The following is a 14398-nucleotide window of genomic DNA, read 5'->3' on the forward strand; positions in this document are numbered from 1 at the left end:
TTAAACGAATAGAATGCGTGCCTGATTAAATTTTAATTTATCCTGTGCTTGTTCTTAGAATGAAAGAACATTCATGGCAACTAAAATATTTGTAATGATATACAACAGCGGTATAGAAAGGATCGTTCTAAACAGGAAGACTTTAATGACATCCCAGAAATTCAAGCCGATTTTTGTCTCTACCAGGATCATCCCGGTTTCAGACATAAATACCAGCTGAGTAAAGGCCAGAACTCCAATAAAGAAACGGGCAGCTTCACTCTCAGCGCCAGTTATGAACAGTGCCGGCAAATACATGTCAGCAAAACCGGCAAGCGATGCGGGCGCCATCTGTCCGGCAACATCTGTGCTGTATCCTATGAACTCATATAAAGGAACCAGCGGTGCACTGATGATATCGAAGAATGGTGTATACTCGGCAATGATAAGTGAAATCGTACCGACCGCCATAATGATTGGTAAAAATCCGATATAAATATGGATGATGTTTTTGATTGCTTCAATAAACGCATCTAAAACTTTCGTATCCTTAGCCTGTTCTACAGCAGAGTCATAGGCGTATTCAACGACTGTTTCATCTTCAGGAACCTCTACGGTCTTAGGTGTTTTCCCCTGATAATACTTGGGTTCAAATTTCTTAAGTGGTAAGCGTGCTGTGATAAAGGCAATGATCAACGTAACTAATAAAATAGACCCATAAAAAATCGGGAAGATACTCCCAAAGCCTAACTCATCAGCAACGGCGGCTGCGAAAGCAATACCAACAACTGAAAAACTGGTTGCGATAATGTAGGCTTCTCTTTTATTATAATATCCCCGCTGATACTGCTTATCGGTCACGACGATTCCGATCGTCCCGTCGCCCACAAAGGAAGCGATCGCGTCGATCATTGAATAGCCGGGAACTCGGAACAGTTTCTCAACTACCGGACCGAGCAGGATACCGATAAATTCAACAATACCAAAGTGAGTGAGTAATGGCAGTGCCAGGATCCCCACAAAGAATGTTATGTAAAGTGTCGTCAACAGCCCATCGGCTCCTGCCATGACACCACCGGTATATGGGTCTAATATTGGACCTGCGAACGCATAGCCTTCAAACCAATTGTTAAGTATCATCAGATATAGGAATGAACCTACAATTCTTAATATTACGTTTAACGGCGATGCTTTAAACATGTTATTGATGGTCTTACTTTGGGATGTATAGAATATAAAGATCACTGTTCCGATCAATACGACCCAGGCACTTGCAGCTGTGAACGCAAGAAATTCATCCAGTATGTTATTTTTTACAAAATCAATGATGTGAGAGAGCATGATCTTGCTCTCGCCACCAATTGTAAAAGGAACGAGAAAAAAAACAAAACCGAAAAGCGATAGAAATATAAATTTCAACTTATTTATCATATAGTAACCTCCATTGTTTTCGTTTTTTAGAATAGCACACACCAGAATACATTACAATTACAATTACAATTTTATAATTTAAACATACACCAAACGGATATTTGGTGTATAAAAATACATAATAAGGATTAAAAAATTATGTATCATTCATATTCTTCTCAGTGATCTGGAATCCGATAAACTCCTGCCATTCCTCATAGATTTCAAGAAGGTCATCATCCAGATAACTTAAAGCCTTTTCTTTTATACTGTAAGGGACCCCGTAGTAAGCTTCAGCTATCGATCCGGTAATGGCCGAGATCGTGTCACTGTCTCCTCCTATAGATACAGCAAGACGAATAGCGTCCTCAAAAGAGGTGGCCTCTATAAATGCTCTGATTGCCTGAGGTACAGATCATTGAGATGAGACATCAAATCTATAGGCTTCTCTGATGTCATCCAGACTAAAATTCAAGGCATAGTAGTCCGCGTTTAATCTGGAAAAGATCGTACTTTTAGACAGACCTTTCCTGGCCAAATAAATCGCTAGAGTTACTGCTTCAGCAGCTTTTATCCCCTCCATGTGATCATGAGAAACCTTTGTCACTCTTGTGGCTATTTCCAGTGCATCCATCTCATTCCTGCCCACGTGACCGGCAGCACTGACCCGCATAGCTGCACCATTTCCATAACTGTTATAAGGATGAGGAACGTCACTGAAGATCCAGTCTAGAAAATGACCTCCGAAGCCACATTGCGGATATTTTCGACCAATCTTCTGCATGTATAAAACTGCGGACTCTTCAAGCATTTCGTAATCTATGGTATCAAAATCATTTACATTAGAAGATGCATCTTTGTTTCTCTCTGTCTCCATGATCGCCTTGCCCACAGCAAGCGTCATTATACTGTCATCAGTCGGCCGGCACTCTGGAGTAAACAGCTCGAAATCCTTGCCTTTATGCTCAGTATGTTCAAACCTTGACCCCACTATATCACCAACAATAGCTCCAAGCATTACACTTCCACCTTTCATGTCACATACTTTATTATACTTGAATATATATTAAGGGGTCATCTATTTAGACTTTTAAACTTAGCTCTTCAGGTCTCTCCACTCTTAATGCGTTACCGGAAAATCGTTTTCCTCTTCGTTAAAGCTATTTCTTATGGCTTTTAATGCAGTAAAAAGACTCGATCCCTATTCGGAGATCGAGTCTTACTCGACTGTATGATTTTGACCGGCTATACCTCTTTGGCCACCCAGTGATGTGGACTGATTTCAATAAATCTGCTTTTTTCAAGATCAAATCCTTCATCATCCAGTTGCTCGATCGATTCATGGGTCGCTTCGTATTGGGGGTCGGGTACAGGAATCGCGGATAGTAATTTCCGTGTATACGGGTGGATGGGATTATCAAACAGTTCTTGCGCATCAGCAAGTTCAACGATCTGACCGTTGTACATCACGGCGACCCGATCCGATATCTGTTTGACCATCGCCAGATCATGCGCAATGAACAGATAGGTCAAATTGAATTTTGTCTGAAGCTCTTCCAGTAAGTCGACGATTTGAATCTGTATGGAAGCATCAAGAGCCGATAGAGGTTCATCCAGTACGATAAATTCCGGGTCAACAGCTAAGGCGCGGGCGATCCCTATCCTCTGACGCTGTCCACCGGAAAACTCATGGGGATAGCGCTGTGCAAAACTTTTATCCAAGCCTACCAGATCAAGCAGTTCCAGGATACGTTCTGTCCGTTCCTTTTTATTTTTTGCCAGACGATGAACGTCGATCGCTTCTCCAATAATATCGATGATTTTCATACGTGGATTCAATGAAGCATAAGGATCCTGGAAGATCATCTGGATATGCTTGCGCATCGTTTTCATTTCTCCAAGAGATAAGTTATTCAAATCAAAGCCTTCGTAAATAGTTTCACCACTGGTCGGTTCATGAAGGCGTAAAAGGGTCCGTCCGGTCGTTGATTTTCCGGAACCCGACTCACCCACAAGACCAAGCGTCTCCCCTTCATAAATCGAGAAACTGATATCATTCACAGCTTTCAGGGTTTCTTTCTTGCCAAGCGAAAAAAATTTATTCAAACGGGAGACTTCGAGAAGTTTCCTGCGCTGACCTGAGCGTATTTCAGCGAGTTTCGTTTTATGTGATCCTGATTTTTCCTTATGCAAATTTGGGATGGCATCCAATAACATTTTAGTATAATCCTTTTTGGGATGCTCAAAAACAGTTTGCGTTTCTCCTGATTCAACGACCTGGCCTTCTTTCATCACGATCACCCGGTCACACATATTCGCAACGACACCGAAATCATGGGTGATCACTATGATCGAGGTACCAAACTTCTTCTGGATGTCCTTCAGTAAGTTCAGGATCTGAGCTTGAATGGTCACATCCAAGGCGGTAGTGGGTTCATCGGCAATAAGTAGGGCCGGGTTACATGCCAGAGCTAAAGCAATCATCATGCGCTGGCGCATCCCCCCTGAAAATTCATGAGCATACTGACTGTAACGTTCTTCGACTTTTGTTATACCGACTTGCTCCATTATTTCTTTCGCTCTGATTTCAGCCTTTTTTTTCGACAGTTTCTCATGATAGCGTAGCGTTTCTGTGATCTGATCACCAATGGTCATGGTAGGATTCAATGAAGTCATGGGATCCTGAAAGATCATACCGATGTCATTCCCTCTTATATCCCGCATGCCTTTTTCCGTCAAGGTGAGGAGTTCCTTATCCATAAAGGCGATGGAACTTTCCGGATGGATGTGCGCATTGGGAGCCAAGAGCTGCATGATCGAGCGTGCCGTGACACTTTTCCCGCTTCCAGATTCACCTACGATGCCGATCGTTTCACCTTTTTTAACGTCAAATGATACATTGGACGTTACTTGCTGCATGGTATCTCCTGTTGAAAAAGAAACCGATAGATTGTCTACAGTTAATAATGTTTCCATTGTCTACTCCTTCATTTTCAGGACTCAGTGATAGTGAGTCTCTCTTCTTCACGTGCTTTTTTAGAAATGTAACACTATTTGTCACAAAAAGAAACCTTTTTTCTCTTACCGGCAGTGGAGGTCCCCATTTTCTCTTGATTTAATACCATTATTCAATTGTGTTTCCAGTGATTCCTTACAATAAATCAGTATTTTTTTCAATTAGGCTTGACGAGTCCAAATACATCTGATATATTTACATTCAGTTGTACACAACCAAAAAGACGATAAAAAGAAAAGTACAGGTTGGATGAAAGTAAAGCGAGTCCCGGATAGTGAAAGGGGACCTGGATGAAAACCTGGAAGTGCATCTTGGAGTTATATGATCGAACGATTAAATCCTTAGATCATATCGGGTTTGCCCGTTACAGCATGTCGGTATATCCGTCTTTTTTGACGCCGTACCGAATCAAGAGTCATAAAGTTCTCCACAACTTATTTGTGGTCTCTTTATGTATTTTTAAGGTGGAACCGTAAAATTTCATATTTTGCCCTTAAGCAATCCTTCGTAACAGAAGATCAGTTGCTTAAGGTTTTTTTTATTGTAGTTATATATCCTAATAGGTTTTGACTTTAGTAAGGTCTTTTGAATAACTGAATGAAAGGAGGACATGTTCATGAAAAAAGAAGATATAAATAAACCGGCCGCTTACAGGTTTCTTGTAAGTGAAGCCTATAAAACGGCGTCGCAAGAACGCCATGTTTCCTGGGGACTGAAACTGTTGAGTTTTCCCTTTCAACTTCTTGTCCTGATCCGCTACCTCTTTAACAAACACAGGGACGAATCGAAACGCCTCATTTCTATAATTGAGCATCAATTCGAAGAAAGTGGGGAATCAGCTGAGTTAAAAAAAGAACTACTACGGCAGGAAGAAAGAAAAACAGCTTTTCTTGATCAGTCAGTCTCCCGATCCGATATCGAAAAGAATGCGGAGCATTACTATCAAAGAGCCAGACAGCGGGAAATAAAAAAACGGATCGATGACCAATACAGAAAATCAGATATCCGACCACAGGATTTTCTGCATGAAACGACGAGCTGGCTAAGAGAACCATTGGGTTTTCTGTTGTCTATTATACTTGGCTTCCCAATGTACCTGCTTCTATGGGTCGTATCTGTCCCTGTGATCCGCTATGTTGCCAATCGTCTTGTTGCCATGCTGTTCGTGATCGTCGGGGTTACAGTGATCGTATTTACGCTGCTCCATCTTTCGCCATCTGATGCAGCTTTGAATATCCTTGGGGAGCAAGCGACTCCTCAGCAGGTCGAGAATTTCAATCAGGTACATGGACTGAATGATCCGTATGTTGTACAGCTTTGGCGTACAGTAAAAGGTGTTTTCACCTTTGATTTGGGGATATCATTTGAAGGAAACGAACGAGTCGTTGCCACGATCATGCGAAGATTCCCAGTCACCTTGCAGCTCGCATTTTTTGCATTGATGTTTTCAGTTACTGTGGCACTGCCTTCAGGAATTTATGCCGCTGTAAAAGCCAATACGACATTTGATCACTTATTTATGTTTATCGCCCTGATCGGTATTTCTATCCCCAGTTTCTGGCAAGGCCTGATTTTCATCCTGACTTTCTCGATAAACTTGGGATGGCTCCCGGCAACATACAGTGCCTCTAATCTGGCATCACTCATCATGCCGGCTGTCGTCCTGGGCACAGCGTTAATGGCCTCCGTGGCAAGGATGACCCGTTCTTCTACACTGGAAGTGATCAACGAAGACTATATTCTGACTGCCCGGGCAAAAGGCTTATCCAGCAAGCGTGTCATTTTGAGACATGCGGTACCAAACGCCTTGATCCCCGTCATAACGATCATCGGTCTTCAATTCAGTGCCATGCTTGGTGGAGCTGCTGTTACCGAACAAGTCTTCAATATCAGAGGATTGGGCAGTTATATCGTCAACAAGCAGTTCGTTCCCGATATTCCCAGTGTCATGGGCGGCGTCATCTATATCGCCATCGCCCTGTCGATCGTCAATCTTATCGTCGACTTGATATACAGTTTCCTTGATCCACGTATTAGATCCCGAATTAAGAACAGCCAATGAAAGCAGGTGTAAATAATGAGATCTTATCAAACCAATCAAATCATTGAACAATTAAAGTTCAATAATGGCCTGACATGGGCTTATTCAATATTATGGCTGATATTGAGTATCGAACTGCAGCCCTTCAGCTTTTCACTGCCACTTCTGCTGATCGGAGCAGTAAACCTTGGGTTCAGTTTCATTCATCAGCTTTTACTTTATCGTGTCAGACAGAGCGCATTCAGGGCTGACAGAAAAACCGCAGTTGAGCGTTCACTGGCCGCCCTTATGATTTTCGGTATAGTGACCGGAAATCTGTTCACGTTCATTTCAGGTATCATGGCCTTCAAGAAATCCCTGAGTACCGGGCTGATATATTCTATTTATATGGTACTCGTAGATATGATGATCATTGCCGTGACCAGCTTGAACCTCTTCAAGCCTTTCGTTACAAATTATTATCTTGTCGGATTATCTGTCTTGATTATCACCTTAGTGTATCATAGTCTGATTCTTGCCTTCGGTCAGAAGATCTATAGCTGGAATCCTGGTGTTCAGAGAATTGCATTGGGTCTCCTTCTCTTATCCGGACTCACAGGCAATTTACTGGTATTTCTGGTCGCTGCTTCTTTTTATGCCGATAATCAGCCTTATTCAAAAGGAAAACGTCAGACCAGTATTCGCGAAAAACTGACCAGAAACCATGCGGCACTGCTTGGTCTATTGTTTATCTCGTTCCTTTTGACATTAGCTTTGACCAGCACTTTCACTTTCAGTTATTCATTTGCTGTTCAGAATGATTATGCTAATATCCTGCAGAATCCAAGTATCCAGTATCCCTTCGGAACAGATAATTTTGGACGCGACGTCTTTACCCGAATCGTTTACGGATCACAGATTTCTCTATCTGTCGGTGTTCTTGCTACAGCCATCCCCTTGCTTATCGGAGGGGCGCTCGGAGCCATTTCAGGATTTTACGGTCGGCAGACAGACAATATCATCATGCGACTTCTGGATATCCTTTATGCCATTCCTGGACTGCTGCTGGCCATTACGATCGTTGCCGCTTTTGGGGCATCAACGACTAATCTGATCATCGCACTGAGTCTTGGTTATATCCCATCTTACGCACGCACCATGCGGGCCAACGTCCTTCAGGTCACTAACCTGGAATATATCGACGCCGCCCGTGCACTTGGGCAGAACAATAAGCAGATCATCTTAAAACATGTTATTCCAAACGCGATGGCCCCTATGATTGTTCGCTCCACGTTGACGATCGGGACAGCCGTCATTGCGACAAGCAGTTTGAGTTATCTGGGATTAGGTGTGGAAGCTCATGTGCCGGAATGGGGCAATATATTGCGTATCGGTAGTCAGTACCTTGAAACGTACCCTTACCTGGCAATTTATCCCGGTCTGGCAATCATACTTCTGGTCTTATCCTTTAATTTTCTTGGAGATGGCATTCGGGATGCAACAGACCCACGATTGAACTAGCCCGTTCTAACTATTGGTAACAATTTTAAAAAAAGTAACATTATATTATAGGAGGATTTACAAATGAGAAGAAAACTATTACCTTTCCTGACGATCGCTGCGAGCCTTTCTTTAGCAGCTTGTGATGTTCAGACAGAGGACGAAGCGAATTCTATTCCAGAGGATTCCGAGTCAGTTGAGACAACGGAGAAAATATCCCTTGAACTTTTAGGTTCTGCAGCTGATGAGACGGATCTTAATATCGTCCGTGACCAGTTGAACCGAAACGGTTTCGATGTCACTTTAAATACTCAACCGGATTATGCGAGCTACCGCTCGTTAAGAGATGCAGGTAACTATGATCTGTCTATTGCAAGCTGGACAACAGTCACAGGAAATCCGGACTATGCTGTACGTTCCCTCTTTACCAGCAATGGTGACAACAGTATCATCGATGATGAAGAAGTCGATGCCCTGATCAATGAAGCCGCTCTGCAGACCCCGGATGAATATACTGAAACGTATGACGAACTGGAACATGAGCTTGTTGATCAAGAAGCTTATATCGTTCCTCTATATAACTCATTGAAAGCTCAGGCATTCAATCACGATCTGCTCGATCCGGATACCATCCGCCTTTCAAAATCTCGTGCTTTTGCCTGGGAACCTGTTTCCTATAATGACGAATCCATGAACGATTCAGAAACACTGATGCTGACTCAAACCATGAGTGATCTGACTTCTTTAGACCCGATCAAAGGGAATGACGGTTCCATCAATCAATTGAATACGAATATGTATGTCCGACTTGTCAACCTCACTGATGACGATGAGGTCGTTTCAGACGGTTCACTTAGCTACAGTCATGCGATAGCAGAAGGTAACTCTGATTACTATTTCGTTTTACGTGATGATATCAACTTTGCTGCAGTTGAAGACATGGAAGCTGTCGATACTGGAGACATGGTCAGCGGCTCTGACGTGATCTATTCGTTAAATCGTGCAAAAAATCCGGATGCTGTCCCTGATCACCGTACGTACAGTCTTCATGAACATATTGACACTGTCAGCCTGCTTTCTGACCTTTCAGAATTAGAAGAAACACAACTGACTGACGGCAGCGGTTCTGTTCTTGAAGCGCTGGAAGCTGAACTGGATGCACCGATCTCATCTGTTGTCGAATCTGCAGATGATGTAAATAATGAAGCCGGAAACTATCAGGTCATTAAACTGACAACGACTGAACCTTTCCCGCAAGTCTTGAACTACCTGGCTCACCAGTCTGCCGGCATCGTCTCACAAGAGCAGGTGGAAAGCATCAACACCTATGATATCGATAATTTCGACATCACAACCGATGTGCCCTATGGCGATCAGCGTGCTGTAACGGAAGGCGACACCTATGACAATCATTTGTATGCCAGCGGACCTTACATCATGATCCAGAAAAACGATTATGAAGCGACGTTCCAGAAAAATCCGGCATATATGAATGGGACGGAAAATGAAGCGAATATTGCCAATGTCACCGTTCGTTTCATTGGAGACGAAGACAGTGCCTTGTCAGCCTTGCGTTCAGAAGAAATCGACTTGATGTACGGCTTAGGCGAAACAAAATATGAAGTGGTTGAAGCTGAAGAAAACCTGACGCTGCAGAGCAGACAAAGTAATGGCGTGAAATACTTGATGATCAATGTAGACAGTGACCGTGACGTGGCTCAAAGTGCCGACTTGCGTAAATCCATTCTCTACTCCATCAATCAGGACGAAATCAGTGCAGCCTATGATGGGCTGAAACTAAAAGCTTACACAACAGTGACTCCTTTGGTAGATACAGGCAATGAACTGATTCCTGATCAGTCAAAAGTAGAAGAGTTCTATCAGAACTATGAAGATTCTGCTGAATAGTAAAATATAATTAAAAAGAGGGTAGGACAAAAGTCCTACCCTCTTTTTTTGCGTCTAGTAAAGAAAAAGCATTCTTCTAGCAGTATTGTGATGACTTTAATAACGCCCAGTCACTAGAAATAGTCTCAATAGTCATTTAGTGACCAGTTTATACTGTATCTTCCCAGGAACTGGTCTCAATAGCCATTTAGTGAACAGTTTATATAATATATCTTTAAGAAGTTGTCGTTATATAACTCAATCAATCATCAGAATACTTTTCACACTATAACAGTTTTTTCGGCCTTTTTCGTGTTTAGCTTTTTCAAGTTTCTTCGTATTGATTTTTTCATCTGAAGTAATGCCTGCGTCCCATGGTTGATTGCTTCCGTGTCCCTGTCTCTAGAAGATCATCCAAGCCGCCCGCAACAGTTCATCTACTTCTTCTGATGTGCAGTGCACCATTATAGACAGTGACGGATTGAACGTGAAATAAGGACCTGCACTGATGGCGGCAAAGGGCTGGCCGTCAAGTTCAAAATTCACAGCCGTTGAATCGCTTGATGGAATGTCTTCTAAAATATAGCTACTGGTGATTTTGGAATCATCGAATAAACTGACGTAAAACTCAGCGGCTATCTTTGCTTCGGTATCAAACCACAGATATCGGACGATCGCTTTCATGATCTTGCTCCTATCAAAAACGAAATTCAAACTTTTTGCATTCTCTTCTATCCTTATTTAACTCTTCAGCACACTGTTTCAACAACCAGCACTTCTCAACAAAAAAAGACAAGAATATGAAATCAATCATATCCTTGCCTTCAAATTAAAGTTTAAGTTAATTAAGCTTTAGTTACGTTTGCTGCTTGAAGTCCACGGTTTCCTTCTTCGATGTCGAAGTTAACTGTTTGTCCTTCGTCTAAAGATTTGAATCCTTCTTCTTGGATTGCTGAGAAATGTACGAATACGTCTTCTCCGCCTTCACGTTCGATAAATCCAAAACCTTTTTCTGCGTTAAACCATTTTACTGTACCTGTTTCCATTTTAAAAATTCCTCCTCGTGCCATTCAGCACAAATTATTTACATTATTGCTTAAAGGCCAATTCGGAATGCATTACACAGTTCGTTGTTTGTCTCTTACAATATGTTAAACCTAGTATAACATACGCCTAAGGAAAAGCAAACTTATTTTGGCATTAGACACAATTTTGACTCAATCCTCGGCCCTTAACTGTATAACTTTATCTATACTTCCTTTCACTTCAATGGTTTCTCTGTCTTTAACCATAGAAAATGAATACAGTTTTTTTACCAGTGAATACTTATTATCAACTAGACTATTAAACTGCAGGCACTTATCTTTCCTGGAAGTCGTCAGGTTTACTTAGTTCATCAAATTTCAGACTATCCAGATAGTCCATATCCCCTTGAGAAAGTTCAAAGTCGAAAATATCAGCATTCTGTCTGATCCGTTCTTCATGTACAGATTTAGTCAGTGTCACGAATCCATGCTGCAGACTCCATCTTAAAAGGATTTGAGCGATCGATTTACCATACTCAGAGCACATAGCCTGAACTTTGGTATTCTCTTCCATATATTTCATTGGAGATAGAGGTGACCAGGCTTCAATAACCATGTTCTGCTTGCGGCTCATCTCGACCGTATCTTCCTGAAGGACGCCTGGATGGAGACGGATCTGGTTGACCATGGGTTTGATCCGGCAGTTCTCCTCGATATTTTCAAGATGAGGGACAGCAAAATTACTTAAACCGATCGCTTTCAGTTTCCCTTCGTCATACAAATCTTCGAGTGCCCGCCAGGTATCGATATTATCCTGTTTCCAGTCTCCACCATTTTCTTTGACGACTGGCCAGTGAATCAGGAACAGATCAAGATAATCCAGATCCAGTCTTTCCAGTGATTCTTCAATGGTCTTTCTGGCTCTGTCATAACCGTGATTGTTGTTGTTAAGTTTACTTGTCACAAAAAGTTCTTCACGGGGCACACCACATTCTTTGATCCCTTTTCCGACGTACTCTTCATTCTTGTACATCTGTGCTGTATCGATATGACGATAGCCTTCTTTAACTGCATTCACCACTCCCTCAACAGCTTCCTGCGGGTCGGTCACCTGCCATGTCCCGTAACCCAGGACAGGGATTTTTACACCGTTTGATAAGGTGTATGTATCTTGTAAACTTGCCATGTTTATTTCCTCCTGTTTATTTAGTGTAAAAGAAAACGTTCCTTCTATCATTATAACGAAAATTTGATTAAAAAATAAACAATCTGCACCCATTACTAAAAATACTCTCTTCTTATCTAACCTTATTATAGACAAAAGCCCAGAGTTATAATTCTCTGGGTTCCCTCAAGTGTGATAAACACAAAACTATTTTACTCTGTTTTCTTCTGCCTTTATTTTAGCCAATACGATTTTGATTTGATCATACGTTATCGATTCGTCCACTGCTTCTTTGATAGGTTTTAAAAAGTCGCGGCCGACTTCTGATAGAGCGTTCCTGATTTCACTTTCTGCCACTGATGAAACCAAACGTTCCAGATCAATGTCCTTGCCGCTTTCTATCCACTTACAGATATGATTCACTATGGTCATCGGAGATAAGCCTCTCAAGTCAGCTATCTCAGCGATCGACTGCCCTTCATTGAAATATGTGACCGTTTCCTCTACTGTATTCCTGAAAGTTCTTGATGTTGATGTTTTTACCGGTTCGACCACTTCTTCAGTTTTTACATTAGTCTGTCTTAATGCTTCCACATCCAGGTCGTGACTCTCTACGTATTTATTGATCAGCGCAAGAAATGCTTCGCCATATGCCTGAATTTTCACGTCTCCTACGCCGTTTGTTTCTAGAAAAGCTGCTTCAGTTAATGGATACTTCGCTGACATGTCGATCAGACTTCGGTCAGTGAAGACGATAAATGGCGGCTTTCCTGCTTCCTGGGCGATTTCTTTACGGAGAGTTCTAAGTTCCTCGTACAGATCTTCATCGTAATGTTCTATATTCTCAACAGTTTTTTGTTTAGGCGCGGAGTCCTGCTTCAATTGTTTTCGTATAGATAATGTCACTTTTGCCTGAAGCAAATCGTTCGTCTGCTGGGTAAACTTGATGATCGGGTAGCTGTCCCCGCTCAACTGCAGATACCCTTCACTCAGCATGATGGCGATCATATCCTTAATGTCGCCATCGGTATACTCCGACATGATCCCATGCGTGCTTAATTCATCGAAACCTAACTGCTGTATGCGTTTAGTGTTCTTTCCCCGAAGGACATCTGTTATCAGTCCCGTTCCGTAAGTCTGTTTCATCCGGTAAATGCAGGATAATATTTTCTGGCTCTCAACTGTGATATCTGTTATGACCGATTCGCCGTCACAATTCGAACAGTAATCACACGCTTGCCACTGCACTTTCTGGTCAAAGTACTTCAGTATGCTCTTTCTCAGACAATCGCCGGTTTTGCAGTAGGTGATCATCGCATTCAGATTCTGCCGTGCATAAGGGGAGTTTCCCTGTTCGATCAGCATGGTGTTTGTAATGATATCCTGAGCGGAATAGAACAGGATAGCTTCTGACGGTGCCCCATCTCTTCCTGCACGCCCAGCTTCCTGATAATAGCTTTCCATATCCAGGGGCATGTTATAGTGAATAACGTTTCGGACATTTGATTTGTCGATGCCCATCCCAAAGGCATTCGTGGCAACCATGATCGGCTTCCTGTCATAGAGAAATTCCTCCTGATGGCGAGTCCTCTCGTCTGAACTGATCCCTGCATGATAATAGGTTACGGGATAACCTTTTTTCATTAAAGTGCTGTATACTTTATCCACATTTTTCCGTGTGTTGCAGTAAATAATGCTCGATTCTTTCTTATCGATGATTTTTAATAATTCGGCTGCTTTTTTTTTCGGTTTGACTACTGAAAAATATAAATTCGGCCGGTCAAAGCTTGCTATATGCTTAAATGGATCATTTAGTCTCAACTGATCGATCATATCTTCCTGGACGATTTTCGTCGCCGTGGCCGTGAAGGCTGCAAAGACCGGACGGGAAGGCAAAACAGCCATGAGTTCGGGAATCCGCTGGTAACTCGGTCTGAAATCGTGTCCCCATTGAGACACACAGTGGGCTTCATCCACTGCAATCAAGTCGAGATTCCATCCGCTGGCGTAAGACATGAACTGATGATTCCCGAGGCGCTCGGGAGAAACATAAAGCAGATCCAACTCTCCTCTTGACGCCTCTTCCATGATCATCTGCTGGTCCGTATAAGATAGCTGGCTGTTTATGTAAGCTGCTCTCACACCCATTGTCTGCAGGGCATCCACCTGGTCTTTCATCAATGAAATCAATGGTGAAATGACCAGTGTCAGACCGTCCATAGCTATGGCAGGGATCTGGTAACACAGGGACTTCCCCCCGCCTGTCGGCATGACCCCAAGGACATCTTCACCTTTTAATATGGCTTCGATAAGCTCCTGCTGTCCCGGTCTGAAGGCATCATAGCCGTAATAATGTTTCAGTGTCTCAAAAATATTTTTCATGTTTCCTCCATCTA

The 14398-nt window shown here is 42.5% G+C and carries 9 protein-coding genes, 1 pseudogene and 1 other annotated feature; of the genes and pseudogenes, 3 read left to right on the top strand and 7 right to left on the bottom strand.

The window, feature by feature from the left end; genetic code table 11:
- Positions 1–54 precede the first annotated feature (54 nt).
- The 3 genes and pseudogenes from BM049_RS05370 to BM049_RS12090 form a co-directional block, all read right to left on the bottom strand.
- On the bottom strand, positions 55–1410 hold the full coding sequence (locus tag BM049_RS05370; RefSeq protein WP_091529292.1) for a YjiH family protein: 1356 nt from the start codon (positions 1408–1410) through the stop codon (positions 55–57).
- A gap of 136 nt (positions 1411–1546) precedes the next feature.
- Positions 1547–2407 (bottom strand): annotated as a pseudogene (locus tag BM049_RS05375) (ADP-ribosylglycohydrolase family protein).
- 227 nt (positions 2408–2634) lie between these two features.
- Entirely contained in the window at positions 2635–4365 is a 1731-nt protein-coding gene (locus BM049_RS12090) for an ABC transporter ATP-binding protein (RefSeq protein ID WP_091529294.1), read from the bottom strand.
- A gap of 257 nt (positions 4366–4622) precedes the next feature.
- Positions 4623–4903 (top strand) — a binding site (T-box leader).
- 118 nt (positions 4904–5021) lie between these two features.
- Here BM049_RS12090 and BM049_RS05385 point away from each other — a divergent pair.
- The 3 genes from BM049_RS05385 (at position 5022) to BM049_RS05395 (ending at position 9833) form a co-directional block, all read left to right on the top strand.
- On the top strand, positions 5022–6467 hold the full coding sequence (locus BM049_RS05385; protein WP_091529296.1) for an ABC transporter permease: 1446 nt from the start codon (positions 5022–5024) through the stop codon (positions 6465–6467).
- A gap of 15 nt (positions 6468–6482) precedes the next feature.
- On the top strand, positions 6483–7946 hold the full coding sequence (locus BM049_RS05390) for an ABC transporter permease (protein WP_091529297.1): 1464 nt from the start codon (positions 6483–6485) through the stop codon (positions 7944–7946).
- Between the two features lie 63 nt (positions 7947–8009).
- Positions 8010–9833, top strand: coding sequence for an ABC transporter substrate-binding protein (locus BM049_RS05395; protein ID WP_091529299.1), 1824 nt, complete (start codon positions 8010–8012; stop codon positions 9831–9833).
- A 381-nt stretch (positions 9834–10214) separates the two neighbouring features.
- Here the strand turns inward: BM049_RS05395 and BM049_RS05400 are convergent, their stop codons facing one another.
- The 4 genes from BM049_RS05400 to recQ form a co-directional block, all read right to left on the bottom strand.
- On the bottom strand, positions 10215–10496 hold the full coding sequence (locus tag BM049_RS05400; protein ID WP_091529301.1) for a VOC family protein: 282 nt from the start codon (positions 10494–10496) through the stop codon (positions 10215–10217).
- Between the two features lie 161 nt (positions 10497–10657).
- Positions 10658–10858, bottom strand: a complete 201-nt coding sequence (locus BM049_RS05405; RefSeq protein ID WP_091529302.1) for a cold-shock protein — start codon at positions 10856–10858, stop codon at positions 10658–10660.
- Between the two features lie 313 nt (positions 10859–11171).
- Positions 11172–12023, bottom strand: a complete 852-nt coding sequence (locus tag BM049_RS05410; RefSeq protein ID WP_091529304.1) for an aldo/keto reductase — start codon at positions 12021–12023, stop codon at positions 11172–11174.
- A gap of 186 nt (positions 12024–12209) precedes the next feature.
- Positions 12210–14384: a DNA helicase RecQ gene (gene recQ / locus BM049_RS05415; protein ID WP_091529306.1), complete on the bottom strand. Its 2175-nt coding sequence runs from the start codon at positions 14382–14384 to the stop codon at positions 12210–12212.
- Between the last annotated feature and the right edge of the window lie 14 nt (positions 14385–14398).

The organism is Alkalibacterium subtropicum, assembly GCF_900112455.1.
In the GTDB taxonomy this organism is placed as follows: domain Bacteria; phylum Bacillota; class Bacilli; order Lactobacillales; family Carnobacteriaceae_A; genus Alkalibacterium; species Alkalibacterium subtropicum.

Bases quoted from the DNA above. Each gene is read 5' to 3' on its own strand.
- BM049_RS05370 (WP_091529292.1), bottom strand. From the start codon at position 1,410: ATGATAAATAAGTTGAAATTTATATTTCTATCGCTTTTCGGTTTTGTT.
- BM049_RS12090 (WP_091529294.1), bottom strand. From the start codon at position 4,365: ATGGAAACATTATTAACTGTAGACAATCTATCGGTTTCTTTTTCAACA.
- BM049_RS05385 (WP_091529296.1), top strand. From the start codon at position 5,022: ATGAAAAAAGAAGATATAAATAAACCGGCCGCTTACAGGTTTCTTGTA.
- BM049_RS05390 (WP_091529297.1), top strand. From the start codon at position 6,483: ATGAGATCTTATCAAACCAATCAAATCATTGAACAATTAAAGTTCAAT.
- BM049_RS05395 (WP_091529299.1), top strand. From the start codon at position 8,010: ATGAGAAGAAAACTATTACCTTTCCTGACGATCGCTGCGAGCCTTTCT.
- BM049_RS05400 (WP_091529301.1), bottom strand. From the start codon at position 10,496: ATGAAAGCGATCGTCCGATATCTGTGGTTTGATACCGAAGCAAAGATA.
- BM049_RS05405 (WP_091529302.1), bottom strand. From the start codon at position 10,858: ATGGAAACAGGTACAGTAAAATGGTTTAACGCAGAAAAAGGTTTTGGA.
- BM049_RS05410 (WP_091529304.1), bottom strand. From the start codon at position 12,023: ATGGCAAGTTTACAAGATACATACACCTTATCAAACGGTGTAAAAATC.
- recQ (WP_091529306.1), bottom strand. From the start codon at position 14,384: ATGAAAAATATTTTTGAGACACTGAAACATTATTACGGCTATGATGCC.